Raw genomic sequence first — 15045 nt, 5'->3', positions numbered from 1 at the left:
TCACCTGTCCGCCGTGGGGCGGCGCGGTGCGGCGGGGCGGCGCGGTGGCGCGCCGCCGAGGGTGCGGGGCGGGTTAGCGGCCGCCGACCGAGCGGTAGTAGGTCTTCTCCGCGCCGGCCAGGCTGAACGTCGCCTTGCTCGTCGGCTGCGGCACCACCACCAGCCCCGGCCGGTCGACCAGCCGGGGCGTGCCCGGCGGCACCGACAGCGACGTGTAGCGGTTGGCCCGCCAGCTCAGCACCACCAGCGGCTGCCCCGGCACCGGCAGCACGTACGCCTGCAGCGTGTTGGCGCGGTCGGCCGGCGAGAACACCGGGTCGCCGGCCGCCGGGCGGTAGACGACGGCCGTCATCGTCCCCGTGCCGGTCTCCCAGCTCAGCTGCTCCAGGTCGGCCGGGTCGCCCCCACCGAGGGCCACCTCGCCGAGCGCGCGCACGCTCACCTTGCCCCGCGGCCACGACTCCGGCACGGCGCGGGGCGCGTCCCGGTCGCCGATGCGGCGCGGGATGCTGCCGAAGGGGCCCCGCTCGTCGGCCAGCTCGCAGGTGTCCAGGTCGTCCAGCGCCCGCCGGCCCGAGCCCGTCTCGTCCCGCACCAGCGGGTAGCGGGGGTCCGTGGTGGCCGTACCCAGGTCGAGCAGGCGGTCGGCGGCCCGGCCGCGCGGCAGCGAGCTGGTAGCCCGCAGCGTCGCGGTCAGCGGCACCGCCTGGCAGGCCGGCACGTCCACCGGGTCGGTCAGCCCGTCCCGGGTGACCAGGGCCCGGCCCTTCGGGCCGAGCAGCCGCTCCACCCGCTCCGAGAGCAGGTAGCGACGCCCGGCGCTGGTCTGCACGGGCAGCACGTCGGAGTAGACGAGGTAGCCGGGGTCGGTGTATTCGCTGGCCCGGTCGACCACGTAGCGGTTGCCGTCGCGGGTCAGTTGCAGCAGCCAGGAGGCGCTCTCGCCGGGGACGTCGGCGGCCACCAGGGCCAGCGGCGTGCCGTCGGCCTCGCCGGACCACAGGATCCCCGAGGAGGGCAGGTGCGCCCGGTCGTCGACCGGCGTCCGCCAGGCCCGGACCGCGTCGGTCACCGCCGCCGTCGCCGCCGCGTCGCCGGCCAGGCCGCCCCGCGCCGGCCACACCCGCAGCTTGCCGTCCAGGCTGTCGTAGCCCACCGGGAGGGCGTCGGGCTTGCGGTCGGCGACCGGGCCGCAGGCCGTCGCGGTCAGCAGGAGGGCGAGCAGCACGGTGGCCGTCCCGCCGCGCCGGCGCGCTGAAGCCACCTGTTACGCCCCCGATCGCGTCGCCGGTCGTGTTGCGCCCCACATGGTACGAGACGGCGGCCGGCCGCGAACCGGCACCTCGATCCCCGGCCGCGAGCCGCGCGCCGACCACCCACAAGGGACGCAACGGTGATTGTCGGGCGCGGCCCCGCCTCCGGTAGACTCCGCCGACTGTGACTCCTGCCGAGCCCCTGACCGTCGAGCCTCCGACCGTCGAGCCCCCGGCCGGCGCGGAGCCCGCAGCCGCCCCGCCGCCCGTCGGAGCCCCGCAGCCCGCCGCCGCAGCCCCCGCCTCGACCGCGACCGCCGTGGCCCCGGCCGGGTCCGCCGGGGCCCGCAGCCGGCGGCGCTGGCGGTGGACGCCCCGGCGGCGCGACCTCGCCGTGTACGGCCTCTTCCTGCTCGCCGCGCTCTGGGTGACCAGCCAGATCTGGGTCGACCCCGCCGGCCGGGTCGCCTCGCTCTACAGCAGCGACCCCGCCCAGGTGCAGTTCTTCCTCGCCCACTCCGTGCGGGTGGTGCTGCACGGCGAGTTCCCGTTCTACACCGACCAGTTCAACTACCCCGACGGGGTCAACCTGATGGCCAACACGGCCGTCCTGGCGCTGGGCATCCCGATGGTGCCGGTGACCCTGCTGTTCGGACCCGCCGTCTCCTTTGTGGTGCTGGTCACCTGTGGCCTCGCCGGCACCGCCGCCGCCTGGTACCGGGTGCTGTCCCGGCACGTCGTCCGCAACCCGCTCGCCGCCGCCGTGGGCGGCTGGTTCTGCGGGTTCTCCCCGGCGATGCTCTCGCACGCCAACTGGCACCCGAACATCATCAGCCAGTTCCTGCTGCCGTTCATCGTCTGGCGGGTGCTGGTGATCACCCGCTCGAAGCGGCCGGTCCGCGACGGGGCGCTGCTGGCGCTGCTGGTCACCGTGCAGGCGTTCATCAACGAGGAGATCCTGCTCTTCACGGCGATGGCCTGCGGGGTGTTCCTGATCGCCGTGCTGGTGCAGCGGCCGGGGCTGTGGTCGTCCGCGTGGCGGCCCCTGGGCGTCGCCGTGGCGGTGTGCACCGTGCTGGCCGGGTCGCTGCTGGCGTACCCGCTCTACGTGCAGTTCGCCGGGCCGATGGCGTACCACGGGCTCAGCGACGCCGTCCGCGACTACGGCAACGACATCGCCGCGTTCTTCGCCCCCGGCTCGCCCACCCTCGGCGGCAACGAGCGCGCCAACGTCAACCTCGCGCCGAACTACTCGGAGGAGAACGCCTTCCTCGGCTGGAGCCTCGCCCTCATCGCCGTCGGCATCGTGCTCTGGCTGCGCCGCGAGCCGATCGTCCGCGCCCTCGCCGCGACCGGCGCGTTCTTCGCGCTGCTCTCCCTCGGCGAGCGGGTGTCCTGGTGGGACCGGGAGCTGTTCACCGGCCCCTGGGAGTTCCTGGTGCGGCTGCCGCTGCTCGACGCCGTCGTGCCCACCCGGTTCGGCATGATCACCACCGTGGTGGTGGGGGTGCTGCTCGCCGTGGCCGTCGAGCGGGTCTGGGCGCTGCGCACGGCCGAGGCCCGCACCATGCGTACCCTCGGGGTGGCCGCGCTGGTCATGGCGCTGCTGCCGATCGCGCCGATGCCGCTGAAGGTCACCTCCCGCCCGCCGGTGCCGAAGTTCATCACCGCCGACCGGTGGCGCGACTACGTCGGCCCCGACCAGACCCTCGTGCCGATCCCGGTGCCGAGCATGGGCAACACGCACGGGATGCGGTGGGCCGCCACCACCAACCTCGACTTCAAGATCCCGGGCGGCTACTTCCTCGCCCCGCGCAACGGCAACACCGGCGACCCGGGCCGGTTCGGCGGGCGCCCCAGCGGCGTCGGCGAGCTGCTGGAGGACGTGGCCAGCACCGGCCGTACCCCGAAGCTCGACGACCGCCAGCGCCGCCGCTCGCTGGACGAGCTGCGGCACTGGCGGGCCGCGATCCTGGTGCTCCCGGTCGGCCAGCACAACGCCGAGCCGCTGCGGCGTACCGTCGAGGACCTGGTCGGCCCGGCGCGCCGCGAGCTGGACGTCTGGGTCTGGGACGTGCGGACCCTGACCGGCCCGTCGGCCTGATGGCCGCGCCCGCCGCCGACGTCGCGCCGGGCGGGCGGCGGCAGCCGGGCCCGGTGCGGATCCGACGGGTACGCAGCGTCGACGCCGCCGTCGTCGCCGGCTACCTCGGCCTGGCGGTGCTGCTCACCAGCCGCCAGTGGGGCCGGCCCGACCGGCTGTTCCACCAGGACAACGACCAGATGCTGTTCGAGTGGATGCTCGCCCGGGCGGCCCGCGCGGTCACCGCCGGGGAGAACCCGCTGCACAGCGCGGCCCTGAACGCCCCGGACGGGGTGAACCTGATGGCCAACACGTCGGTGCTCGGGCTGGGCGTGCCGCTGGCCCCGGTGACGCTGCTGTTCGGCACGCAGGCGGCCTTCCTCGTGGCGGTCGTGGTCAGCCTGGCCGGCACCGCCACCGCCTGGTACGTCCTGCTGGCCCGCCGGCTGGTCGGCTCCCGCGTCGCCGCCGCCGTCGGCGGCCTCGTCTGCGGCTTCGCCCCGGGCATGGTGGCCCAGGCCGGGGCGCACCTGCACATGGCCGCCCAGTTCCTGGTGCCGCCGATCCTGGCGCTGGTGTTCCGGCCCGGCACCGACCGGGTCCGCCGGCACGGGGTGGCGCTCGGGCTGCTCGTGGCGTACCAGGTCTTCGTCGGCGAGGAACTGCTCGTCTTCCTGGCGCTCGCCGCCGGGGTGTTCGCGGTGGCGTACGCCCTCGCCGACCGGGCGGCGGCCCGCCGGCTGGCGCCCGCCCTCCTCGGCCGGCTCGGCGTGGGCGCGCTGGTGGCGGGTGCGCTGCTGGCGTACCCGCTGTGGTTCCAGTTCCTCGGCCCGCAGCACTACCGGGGGATGCCCTTCCACGCGCGGGGCTTCCAGCTCGACGCGGCCTCGTTCACCGCGTCGGCCCGGCAGACGGTCCTCGGCGACGGGTACCTGCCCGGGCTGCTCTCGCCGAACCCCACCGAGGAGAACTCGTTCTTCGGGCCGGGCCTGCTGGTGCTCGCCGTGGTGGTCGTGGTCTGGCTGTGGCGTCGGCCGCTGGTGCGGGCCCTCGCCGCCGTCGGGCTGCTCGCCGCCCTGTTCTCCCTCGGCGACACCGTGCGGGTCGACGGCGCGTCGACCGGGCTGCCCGGGCCGTACCGGCTGCTGGCCGGGGTGCCGCTGCTCGACCTCGTGGTGCCGGCCCGGTTCGCCCTGATCTGCGTGCCGGTGCTGGGGGTGCTGGTCGCGCTCTCGCTGGACCGGGCGCTCACCCTGGCCCCGGCCGGCGGCGGGGCGGTGTCGGCCGGGCCAGGCTCCGGGGGCGGGGCGACCGCCTTGTCTGGGACCGGCTCCGAGGGTGGGGCGGCGGCCTTGTCTGGGACCGGCTCCGAGGGCGGGGCGGCGGCCTTGTCTGGGACCGGCTCCGGGGGCGGGACGACCGCCGACCGGCCCGGGGTGCCGGTGCGGCTGCTCTGGGGCGGGGCCGTGGCCGCCGCGCTGCTCCCGCTGGCCCCCACGCCGATCCGCACCGTGCCGACGTGGCCGGTGCCGGCGTTCGTGGCCGACGGCGGCTGGCGGGCGTACGTGCCGGCCGGGCGGACCCTCGTGCCGGTGCCGCCGGTGACCGGCGCGGGGGTGAGCCCGGCGACCTTCTGGTCGGCCCGCACCGGGCTGGCCTTCACGGCGCCGGGCGGCTACTTCATCGGCCCGAGCGGTGACGCCGACCCGACCGCACACTGGGGCGCGCCCGACCGCCCGACGGCGGCGCTGCTGCGCCGGGCGGCCGAGACCGGCGAGGTGCCGGTGGTGACCGACGCGGACCGCCGGCAGGCGGTGGCGGACCTGCGCCACTGGCGGGCGGCGGTGCTGGTGCAGGGCGGGCTGCACCGGGGCGAGGCGGTCCGCCGCACCGTCAACGCGCTCGTCGGCCCGGGGCACGAGGTCGACGGCGCGTGGGTGTGGGACGTGCGCCCCCTGGTGGGCTGACGGCCGCCGCGCCGCCGCGGCCGGCGCGCCCGCGCCGCGGCGTTAACAAGGGGCCCCTGCTATGCAGAATGCGTTAACAGGGGGCCCTTCCTTACACCTGCCAGAGCCAGACGTCGTCGACGCGCTGCGGGGGGCCGAGCAGGGCGGTCATCAGCTCGCGCAGGACCGCCTCGCGGGGATGCGCGCCGAGGACGACCACGGACGCCTTCCAGTAGCGCAGGTCCTCGACGGCCTGCCGGCGGTTCTCCTCGGTCAGCGGCGGCACGACGCCGGTGTCCATCGTGGAGTAGATAAAAGTGCTGGTCGGCCGGTTCGGGGCGCCGAAGACGCCCTCGCCGTCGGGGTTCGGCCCGATGAAGTAGCCGCCGGGAATGGGGAACTCGTGCCCGGTCAGCGCGCTCCAGCGCAGCGTGGGCAGGCCGTGCACGTTGCTCGGGATCGGCACCGGCACCAGGGTCCGGCCCGCCGGGACGTACGGCCGCCAGCCGCCGGACGTGATGAAGTGCGGCGGCGGGTCGATCCGCTCGGCGGGCAGCGGGCGGGGGACCAGCGGCAGCACGGCGAGCGCGAGCGCCGCGTACCCGACGGGGCGCAGCCAGCGGCCCGCCCGGCCGGCGGTCCCGGCCCCGGTTCCGGCCGGCGCGGTGCGGGCCAGCGCGTCCCAGGCCAGGGCGAGCAGCACGCCGACGGCGGCGGCCACCACCAGGGCCAGCCGGGTGGGCATCATCATCTCCACCAGCGGCAGGTCGTCCGGGATGTACGCCCACGGCCCGTCGATCGTGGTCTCCGCCCCGTCGAAGCGCACCACCGGGCCGATCGAGGCGACGGTGAACACGACCACCAGCACGGCGACGATCCGGGCGGGCAGCGACCGGCGCACCAGCAGCACCAGCGCGACCAGCGCCACCAGCACCAGCGGCCAGCCGAACCAGGTGTTCTGCTCGGTGAGGCCGATGGTCTTCTCCACCGCCTCGTCGCCGGCCACGGTGTCCCGGGCGAACGTGACGAAGGCCACCAGGTCCTCGCCCCAGTTGTGGAACACCCCGCCCTGCAACCCCCGGTAGGACTGCGGGCCGTTGAACTGGAACCAGATCGGGTACGCCGTGAGCAGCAGCGCCAGCGCGCCGCCGAGGCCGAGCGCGGACAGGAAACCGCGGGCGCGGGCCCACGTCGCCCGGGGCCGCTGCGCCGCGTACGCCAGCACGACCACCAGGCAGGCCAGCGCCGTGAGCAGCAGCATCTCCTCGTTGATGAAGATCTGGTACGCCACGAGCAGCCCCAGCGCCACCCCGTCGCGCCGCCAGCTGCGCCCCGCCGCGCCCAGCAGCAGCACCCGCGCCACGATCAGCGGCAGCAGGTAGTTGGAGACGAAGTTCGGCTGCCCGTTGGCGTGGTGCACGATGCCGGGCGCGAAGCCGAGGAACGCGCCGCCGAGGAACGCCGCCGCGCGCGAGCGCACCAGGTGCCGCGACAGCATCCAGTACGAGGTGGCGGCCGTCGCCGCGAGCGCCCCGCCGAGATAGAGGGCGTACGTCACCTGCGGGCCGAACAGCAGCGTCACCGGCGCCAGCGGCAGGGTCGCGCCGAGCAGCGACGTGTTCGCCATCATGTTCACCCCGTCCGGGGCGTTCTGGCGCAGGGAGAACAGCGGGTTCTCCAGGTGCTGCACGGAGTACGCGCCGTGGGCGAAGAGCCACTCGAACCAGCTGTGGTCGGTCGGCAGGTGCGACGACACGCGGTGCTCGACGTCGCCCCAGTAGTTGAGGCACACGAGGACGCCGAGGAGCACGTACGCTCCGATGGCCAGCAGGTCGGCGCGGGCCGGCCGCCAGCGGGGCCGGCGGGGTGTGCCTGTGCCCGCCGCCCCGGGCCCGGTCGACCTGGCCCCCGTTTCGACGGGTGCGGAGTCGACGGGTGCGGAGTCGGAGTTCAGCGAGGGGTCTACCACCGGCACGGCCACGACGCGCCATCGTACAGGCGCGTGCGCGCGGTCCCGGTCGGCCGGTGCGCCCCACAGCGGTCCGGGAGGACGCGTCGCGGGAGCGCCGGCCACGGCCCGGGAAGGAGCGAGGGTGACGCTGATCGACCTCGGCGAGGTGCGCGGCGACCGGGAGCCGGAGCCCGCTTCCCGGCCGCCCCGGGCGGTGGGCCGACCCCTGCGGGTGGCGCTGGCCGGTCTGCTCGCGCTGTTCGTCCTGGCCTCGTCGGCGCCCGTGGCGCGCCCCGCGTCGGCGGTGCTCGGCGGCCGGCTGGGCTCCCAGGTCGTCGTCCTCGGCGGCCGGGTCTACGTGCTGGCCCCGGAGGTGGGCACCGGCGGGTCCCGCGAGGTGACCGCTCACGCGACGCCCGCCGGGGCCGGCGCCGGCATCCGGACGCTGTGGCGTACGGCCGTGGCGAGCACCGGCCGCCTGGACGGCGTGCAGGAGCGGGACGGCGTCGCCCTGCTCATCGACTACCAGCCGGCCGGCGTGGAGACCGTCGCCGTGGACGCGGCGACCGGCGAGCGGCGCTGGCAGCAGGCCGGCTACCCGGTGCTCGCGGCCCGCGGGGGCCTGCTGCTCCTCGGCGACGACAACGAGCGGGGCGAGCTGCGGTCGGTGGACCCGACGTCGGGCCGCGTCCGGTGGTCGGTGCCGGGTCACCTGGGCCAGGCGGCCTTCCACTACCGCGACGAGGACTGGGCGGCCGATCAGGTGGCGCTGGTCACGGCCGCCGGCCGGATCGAGCTGCGCGACGCGGTCTCCGGGGCGGTGCGGGCGACCCTCGCCCCGCCGCCCGGCGGCTGGCAGGGGGGCCTGCACGTCGAGGTCAGCGGTGACCTGCTGCTGGCCTTCGAACAGGACGAGGGCGAGGTCTGGCGGGTGACCGCGTACGGCCTCGCCGCGCTGGACCGGCGCTGGGCGGTGGAGCGGCCGAGCTTCGGCTACGCGGGGACGTGCGGGAAGGTGATCTGCGCCTTCGCGTACCAGGGCTCCGAACTGTCCGGGCTGGACCCGGCGACCGGCGGGGTCCGGTGGACGAACCCCCGCTGGCAGACGGTCGTCGCGGTGCGCGGCGACCGGCTCCTGGTGATCGCCGACGACCAGGCGGGCGGCACGGCCAGCCACCTCGGCGTGCTCGACTCCGCGACCGGGAGGGAGGTCGCCGACCTGGGGCGCTGGGACCTGGCGTTCAGCCGCACCCCGGACGGGCCGTACTACGGCACCCGGCCCGACCGCGCAGGCGGCGGCCTGGTCGTCGTGGAGCTGGACCTGGCGGGGGCGGTGGCCCGGCTGCGCGACGTGCTGCCCGACGCGGCGGGGGACTGCGCGGCCGACGGCCGCGACATCGTCTGCCGCCGGCAGGCCGGCACGTACGGCTGGTGGCGGCTGCCCGCCTGACGGTCCCCCCGGCGGCCTCTCCGCCCGGTCCTCCCCGCCCGGACGCCCGGCCGGGCCGGGTGCCACGCTGGTTTGGTGGCCGGCACTAGGTTGTCGGGAGGTCGGCCGGCGAGGAGGCGGGTATGCGGGTGTTGGTGGTCGAGGACGAGCGCAACCTCGCCGACGCGATCGCGCGCGGGCTGCGCAAGCGCGGCATGGCCGTCGACGTCGCCTACGACGGCGACAGCGGCCACGAGATGGCCTTCGTCACCCGGTACGACGTGGTGGTGCTGGACCGGGACCTGCCCGGCATGCACGGCGACCAGATCTGCGCCGAGCTGGCCGCCTCCGGCACGCTGACCCGGGTGCTCATGCTCACCGCCAGCGGCACCGTCGCCGACCGGGTCGAGGGGTTGCAGCTCGGCGCGGACGACTACCTGCCCAAGCCGTTCGCCTTCGACGAGCTGGTTGCCCGGGTGCAGGCGCTGGGCCGGCGGGCCACCCCGGCAGCCCCGCCCGTGCTGGCCGTCGGCGACCTGGTGCTCGACCCGGCCCGCCGGGTGGTGACCCGGGGCGGGGCCGCGGTCGACCTGACCAACAAGGAGTTCGGGGTGCTGGCCGAGCTGCTCAAGGCGCGCGGCGCCGTCGTCTCCAGCGAGGAGCTGCTGGAGCGGGTGTGGGACGCCAACACCGACCCGTTCACCACCATCGTCCGGGTGACCGTGATGACGCTGCGCCGCAAGCTCGGCGACCCGCCGCTGATCGAGACGGTGGTCGGCGCCGGCTACCGCACCGCCGAGGGGCTGTCGTGAGCGTCCGCCTGCGGCCGACCCTGCGGCTGCGCCTCACGCTGCTCAACGGGGTGCTGCTGGTGGGCGCCGGGACGATCCTGGTGCTGCTGGCCTGGCTGCTGGTCCGCGACGCGCTGCGTCCCACCGACGAGCTGCTGCCCGGCACCACCGTGCTGCTGGCCGACGGCCGGTCCCTGGACGCGGGGGAGTGGCAGCGGCAGCTCGTCGACGCCGCGTCCCGGGAGCTGCTGGTCAAGGGCCTGCTGGCCCTGCTGGCGATCAGCGTGGTCGGGGTGGCCGGCGCGTACGCGGTGGCGGGCCGGGCGCTGCGCCCGCTGCACCAGGTCACCGCGACCGCCCAGCGCCTCGGCGAGGCCACCCTCGACCAGCGGATCGGCTGGTCCGGGGCGGACGACGAGGTGGCGGAGCTGGCCAAGACGTTCGACGCGATGCTGGACCGGATCGCCGCCGCGTTCGAGGCGCAGAAGCGGTTCGTCGCCAACGCCTCGCACGAGCTGCGTACCCCGCTCGCGGTGATGCGGACCGAGATCGACGTGACGCTCAGCGACGACGAGGCCGACGCCGCCGAGTACCGCCGGATGGCCACCGTGGTCCGCGACGCCTCGGAACGGGCCAACGGCCTGGTCGACGCCCTGCTGGTGCTGGCCCGCAGCGAGGCCCAGGCGGGGCGGCGGCTGGGCCGACGCACCGAGTGCGACTTGGCCGCCGGCACCGTCAACGCGTTGTCGGCCGTGCGCCGGGAGGTGGAGCGGATCGGGCTGCGGGTGCAGACGTCGCTGGAGCCCGCGCCGGTGGTGGGCGATCCCGGTCTGCTGGACCGGCTGGCCGGCAACCTGATCGAGAACGCGGTGCGCTACAACCACCTGCACGGCCGGATCACGGTGCGCACCGGCACGGACGGCTGCACGTCCTGGCTGGTGGTCGCCAACACCGGCTTCGAGGTCAGCCCGGGCGACGTGCCGGGCCTGTTCGAGCCGTTCCGCCGGGGCGGGCAGGAACGCACCGGGGCGCGGGGCTCCGGGTTGGGCCTGTCCATCGTCCGGGCGGTCTGCGACGCGCACGGCGGCACGGTGCGGGTGTTCGCTCAGCCCGGCGGCGGCCTGGAGGTGACGGTGACCCTGCCGGCCGCCGACGCCGTGCCCGCCGTCGCCGGCCCTTCCCCCGCCGGGCGGTCCTGACGGTCGGCCGGGCCGGCGGCCCGCCGGGCGGCCCTGACCTGGCCCCGGGGCCGGTCGTGATCGGCTGTTCGTGTGCCCCGCCCGGCTGACCCGGCGGGGTCCGCCTCCGGCGGGCAGCCCGACGTCGGGTGCTCGGGTGGAGCCGTCGCGCGGTTGGGGCAGAATCGGACGCCGCCGCTGGACTCGGCGGGCTCGGGTGCGTGAAGGTGTGATGGCGCCATGCCTCACGTGGTGCGCGCCGCCGAGCCGGCCGTCCCCGGCGGCCCGGCTGTGAGCCGCACCTCCGTCCGCACGTGCTCCGGGAGTTGCCCGTGATTCGTTCCTCGTCCCTGACCCGCCGCGCCCCGGCGGTCCTCGCCGCGATCGCGCTGACCGCCGCCGGTCTCGTCGCCGGCAGCCCGGCGAGCGCCGCGCCCGACCACGACAAGGTGGTCTCCGCCGTCCCGTCCACGGCGTCGCCGGACATCGTGGACGGCACCGTGTTCGCCATCCACGACGCCGGCACGAAGATCATCGCGGCGGGCTCGTTCACCACGGTGCAGAACCGCAACTCGGACGTGGACATCACCCGTAACTACGTGCTGGCGTTCGACAAGGCCACCGGCGCGGTGGACACCGCCTTCGTGCCGGTCGTCGACAACGAGGTGAACGCGGTGGCGGCCGGCCCGACCGCCGGCACGGTCTACCTGGCCGGCAAGTTCAACACGGTCAACGGGGTGACCCGGCGCAAGGTCGCCCTGGTCAACGTCGCCACCGGGGCCACCGTCACCAGCTTCGCCGGGCCGGCGTTCAACGGCCTCGTCGACGACGTCGCCCTGGTCGGCAGCCGGCTGCTCGTCGGCGGCATCTTCACCACCGCCGGCAACGCCAACCCGCGCGGCGGCCTCGCCTCGCTCAACGCCACGACCGGCGCGCTGGACAGCTACCTGACCACCACGCTCACCGAGAACCACAACTACGACGGGGTGAGCGGGGCCAAGGCCGGCGTCGGCGCGGAGAAGCTCGCGCTCTCCCCGGACGGCACCCAGCTCGTCGTGATCGGCAACTTCAAGAAGGCCGACGGGGTGCTGCACGACCAGATCGTGCGGCTGGACCTCGGCGCGAGCGCCGCGACCGTCGCCGACTGGAACACCAGCCGGTATACCCCGCGCTGCTCGTGGAAGGCGTTCGACTCGTACATGCGGGACGTGGCCTTCGCCCCGGACGGCAGCTACTTCGTGGTGGTCACCACCGGCGGCCAGTACAGCGGGTCGCTCTGCGACACCGCCGCCCGCTGGGAGGCCGCCGCGACCGGCGACGAACAGCAGCCCACCTGGGTCGACTACTCCGGCGGCGACACCTTTCTCTCGGTCGGCATCAGCGAGCAGGCCGTCTACGTCGGCGGGCACCTGCGCTGGCTCAACAACACCCTGGGCGGCGACAACGCGAAGGCCGGGGCCATCGGCCGGGCCAGCATCGCCGCCCTCGACCCGCGCAACGGGCTGCCGCTGTCGTGGAACCCGGGCCGGCACCCGCGCGGCTACGGCGTGGCCGAGATGCTCGTCACCCCGCAGGGCATCTGGCTGGGCTCCGACCAGTCCTGGATCGGCAACTTCCAGTACCGGCGGGAGCGGATCGCGTTCTTCCCGCTGACCGGCGGCAAGGCCCCGCACCCGACCACCACCGCCGGCCTGCCCGGCACGGTCTACCAGGCCGGCGTGCCCGTGCCGACGAACGTGCTGTACCGGGTCAACGCCGCCGGCCCCGCCGTCGCGTCGACCGACAACGGGCCGGACTGGAGCGCCGACACCGCCGACGCGCCCAGCCCGTACCACAACACCGGCAGCAGCGCCGCGAGCTACGGGGTCGTGCCCAACCTCGACGGGACCGTCCCGGCCGGCACCCCGGCCGCGCTCTACAGCACCGAGCGGTGGGACGGCACCGGCGCGCCGGAGATGCAGTGGGACTTCCCGGTGCCCGCCGGCACCGAGGTCACCGTCCGGCTCTACCTGGCCAACCGGTACGCCGGCACCGGCACCCCCGGCAAGCGGGTCTTCGACGTGACCCTGGACGGCGCGCTCGTCCTGAACGACCTCGACCTCGCGGTCACGCCGGGGCACGACACCGGCACCATGCGGGCGTTCACGATCGTCAGCGACGGCACCGTCGACATCGACTTCGGGCACGTGGTGGAGAACCCGCTCGTCAACGCCATCGAGATCGTCAAGACCGGCCCGCCGCCCGCCGGCACCGGCGACGAGGTGCAGGCCCGCTCGTACGACGGGGCGACCACGGTCGGCGCGGCCACCCCGGTCGCCAACCCCGACGACACGGACTGGTCGGAGGCGAAGGGCGCGTTCTGGGTCGGCGGCACCCTGTTCTACGGGATGGGCGGCGCGCTCCAGCGGCGCACCTTCGACGGGACGACCTTCGGCACGCCGAGCCTCGTCGACCCGTACCACGACGCCTACTGGGACACGGTGGAGACCGACTCCGGCCCGGACGGGCAGACGTACGCCGGGGTCACCACCAACTTCTACGCGGAGATCGCCAACGTCACCGGCATGCTCTACACCAACGGCCGGCTCTACTACACCCTCTCCGGCCAGAACGGGCTGTTCTGGCGCTGGTTCACGCCGGACAGCGGTGCGGTCGGCGCCGACAAGTTCACCGTCGCGGGGGTGACCGGGTTCGCCGACACCGGGTCGATCTTCCTCGCCGGCGGCACCCTCTACCGGGTCAGCCGCTCGACCGGCGCGCTGGCCTCCACCGCGTGGGCCGGCGGCGTGCCCACCGGCGCGTTCACCACCGTCAGCGGCCCCGCCGTCGACGGGGTCAACTGGCGCGCCAAGGCCGTCTTCGTCGGCCCGTAGACCCCCGCCGCACCACGGGGGCACCCCGGCCCGGCTCCGCGTTCGCGCGGCGCCGGGCCGGTGCCCTTTCCGGGGTACGCGTCGACCGGGCCCCGCCGCGCGTCCCGGCGGAAACGGCGTTGCGGGGCGGCCGGTGGCGTGCCAGGATCGTCCCCGTCAGCCCGACGGCCGGAGGGAGGTGCGGTTGATGTCCACCACGACCAGTCCCGCGCCCCGCTCCACCCGCCGCTGACCTCTGCCGATCCCGCGGGGCGCCCACTCCACCACGGAGGCGACCGTGAGCGCACGGATCAGGAACATCAGCATCGACTGTCACGACACCTACGCCCTGGCCGGGTTCTGGGCGCAGGTGTTCGGCACCGGGCGGCAGCCCGACGACCACCCCGGCGACCCGGAGGCGATGGTGCTCACCGCCGACGGGGAGACCGTGCTGTTCCTCCAGGTGCCGGAGGGCAAGACGGTGAAGAACCGGGTCCACCTGTGCCTGGAGCCGGCCGACCGGTCCCGCGACGCCGAGGTCGAGCGGCTGCTCGCCCTCGGCGCGACCCAGGTCGACGACCAGCGGCGGCCGGACGGCACCGGCTGGGTGGTGCTCGCCGACCCGGAGGGCAACGAGTTCTGCGTGCTGCGCAGCGCCGCCGAGCGGGAGGCGTCGGCCTAGCCCCGGAAACGGGCCGGGCCCCCGCGCGGTGCGCGGGGGCCCGGTCTTTCGCCCGGGCCGCCTCGCGTGAGGGGCCCGGTCACCCGCCGGTCAGGAGCGCTGCTCGATCTGGCCGCGCATCGTGACGAACTCGGCCTCCGCCTCCTTGGCGGACTTGAAGAACACCACGATCATGCCGAGGCTGCCCCGGTCGGCCCAGACGCAGACGCCCAGCGGCATGCCCGCGGTCTTGCCGTCGCCGCAGCGCGCCTCGCCGCCGAGCGGGCCCGGCTCGGTGGGGGTCATCTCCTTGACGGTCAGCTCCGTCTTGAGGCCGGCGATCGCGTCGTCCAGCTCCTTCTTCGGGTCCGCCAGCACGCCCGACGCCGCGGCGACCATCACGAGGTCCTGCTTGGCGGCGTCGCCGTAGAACGCCCCGGCGGTGCTGGTCTCGTTCTGCACGGTCGACTTCATGTCGGCGACCAGCTCGTCCGACAGCTTCGTCAGCTCCGGGTCGGTGACCTGCTTGCGGCCGGCGAGGGTGGCCGGGGCGGTGACCCGGGTCTTGGTGGCGTCGACCACGTCGCCGACCTCGTCCTTCACGGCGAACCAGGTGATCGCCGCGCCGCCGAGGCAGAGCACGAGCACCACGGCCAGGACGATGAGCACGATCTTGCCGGCCTTGGACTTCTTCGGCGGCAGCGGCGCGGCGGACGGCGCGCCGTACGGCTGGCCGGCCGGCGGCGGGTAGCCGCCCGGCTGCTGCGGGGCGGGCTGCTCCCCGTAGGGCTGCTGCGGATAGGGGTTGCCCGACGGCTGGGACATGTCGATTCAGCTCCAGTTAGTTGATCAGGAGCGGTGATCGTAGCCAGACCCACCGACAGCAGCCGACCCCGCCGGA

Annotated in this window: 11 protein-coding genes; 7 read left to right on the top strand and 4 right to left on the bottom strand. The window is 75.3% G+C overall.

Annotated elements, in window-relative coordinates:
• Positions 1-73: 73 nt before the first annotated feature.
• Positions 74-1264, bottom strand: a complete 1191-nt coding sequence (locus ACVMYR_RS06200) for a hypothetical protein (RefSeq protein ID WP_457121326.1) — start codon at positions 1262-1264, stop codon at positions 74-76.
• Positions 1265-1572: 308 nt separating this feature from the next.
• Here ACVMYR_RS06200 and ACVMYR_RS06195 point away from each other — a divergent pair, with 308 nt between their 5' ends.
• Both ACVMYR_RS06195 and ACVMYR_RS06190 read left to right on the top strand, forming a co-directional pair.
• The gene (locus tag ACVMYR_RS06195) at positions 1573-3357 is read left to right on the top strand and encodes a hypothetical protein (RefSeq protein WP_457121713.1); all 1785 of its coding nucleotides are present in this window, start codon (positions 1573-1575) and stop codon (positions 3355-3357) included.
• A complete protein-coding gene (locus ACVMYR_RS06190) occupies positions 3357-5303 on the top strand; it encodes a hypothetical protein (RefSeq protein ID WP_457121325.1) in 1947 nt (648 codons plus the stop codon). Before ACVMYR_RS06195 ends, ACVMYR_RS06190 begins: the two co-directional genes overlap by 1 nt.
• Before the next feature lie 91 nt (positions 5304-5394).
• Here the strand turns inward: ACVMYR_RS06190 and ACVMYR_RS06185 are convergent, their stop codons facing one another.
• Positions 5395-7263: a hypothetical protein gene (locus tag ACVMYR_RS06185; RefSeq protein ID WP_457121324.1), complete on the bottom strand. Its 1869-nt coding sequence runs from the start codon at positions 7261-7263 to the stop codon at positions 5395-5397.
• Between the two features lie 112 nt (positions 7264-7375).
• Between ACVMYR_RS06185 and ACVMYR_RS06180 the strand changes: the two genes are divergently transcribed.
• The 4 genes from ACVMYR_RS06180 (at position 7376) to ACVMYR_RS06165 (ending at position 13504) form a co-directional block, all read left to right on the top strand.
• Positions 7376-8683, top strand: coding sequence for an outer membrane protein assembly factor BamB family protein (locus ACVMYR_RS06180; protein WP_457121323.1), 1308 nt, complete (start codon positions 7376-7378; stop codon positions 8681-8683).
• Between the two features lie 122 nt (positions 8684-8805).
• Positions 8806-9474, top strand: coding sequence for a response regulator transcription factor (locus tag ACVMYR_RS06175; protein ID WP_457121322.1), 669 nt, complete (start codon positions 8806-8808; stop codon positions 9472-9474).
• Positions 9471-10652: a sensor histidine kinase gene (locus ACVMYR_RS06170; RefSeq protein WP_457121321.1), complete on the top strand. Its 1182-nt coding sequence runs from the start codon at positions 9471-9473 to the stop codon at positions 10650-10652. The genes ACVMYR_RS06175 and ACVMYR_RS06170 overlap by 4 nt, the downstream gene beginning before the upstream one ends.
• A 314-nt stretch (positions 10653-10966) precedes the next feature.
• The gene (locus ACVMYR_RS06165; RefSeq protein WP_457121712.1) at positions 10967-13504 is read left to right on the top strand and encodes a malectin domain-containing carbohydrate-binding protein; all 2538 of its coding nucleotides are present in this window, start codon (positions 10967-10969) and stop codon (positions 13502-13504) included.
• 156 nt (positions 13505-13660) lie between these two features.
• On the opposite strand, the gene ACVMYR_RS06160 is transcribed toward ACVMYR_RS06165, so the two are convergent.
• On the bottom strand, positions 13661-13804 hold the full coding sequence (locus tag ACVMYR_RS06160) for a hypothetical protein (protein WP_158229390.1): 144 nt from the start codon (positions 13802-13804) through the stop codon (positions 13661-13663).
• Between ACVMYR_RS06160 and ACVMYR_RS06155 the strand changes: the two genes are divergently transcribed.
• A complete protein-coding gene (locus ACVMYR_RS06155) occupies positions 13782-14165 on the top strand; it encodes a VOC family protein (protein WP_457121320.1) in 384 nt (127 codons plus the stop codon). The two genes, ACVMYR_RS06160 and ACVMYR_RS06155, sit on opposite strands and share 23 nt — an antisense overlap.
• Positions 14166-14255: 90 nt before the next feature.
• Here ACVMYR_RS06155 and ACVMYR_RS06150 read toward each other — a convergent pair whose 3' ends face one another.
• Positions 14256-14969, bottom strand: coding sequence for a hypothetical protein (locus tag ACVMYR_RS06150; protein ID WP_457121319.1), 714 nt, complete (start codon positions 14967-14969; stop codon positions 14256-14258).
• Positions 14970-15045: the final 76 nt, after the last annotated feature.

The sequence above is a fragment of the Micromonospora sp. PTRAS2 genome (assembly GCF_054052245.1).
Note: the sequence above shows the minus strand (reverse complement) of the source record. Positions and strands in the feature narration are given on the sequence as shown.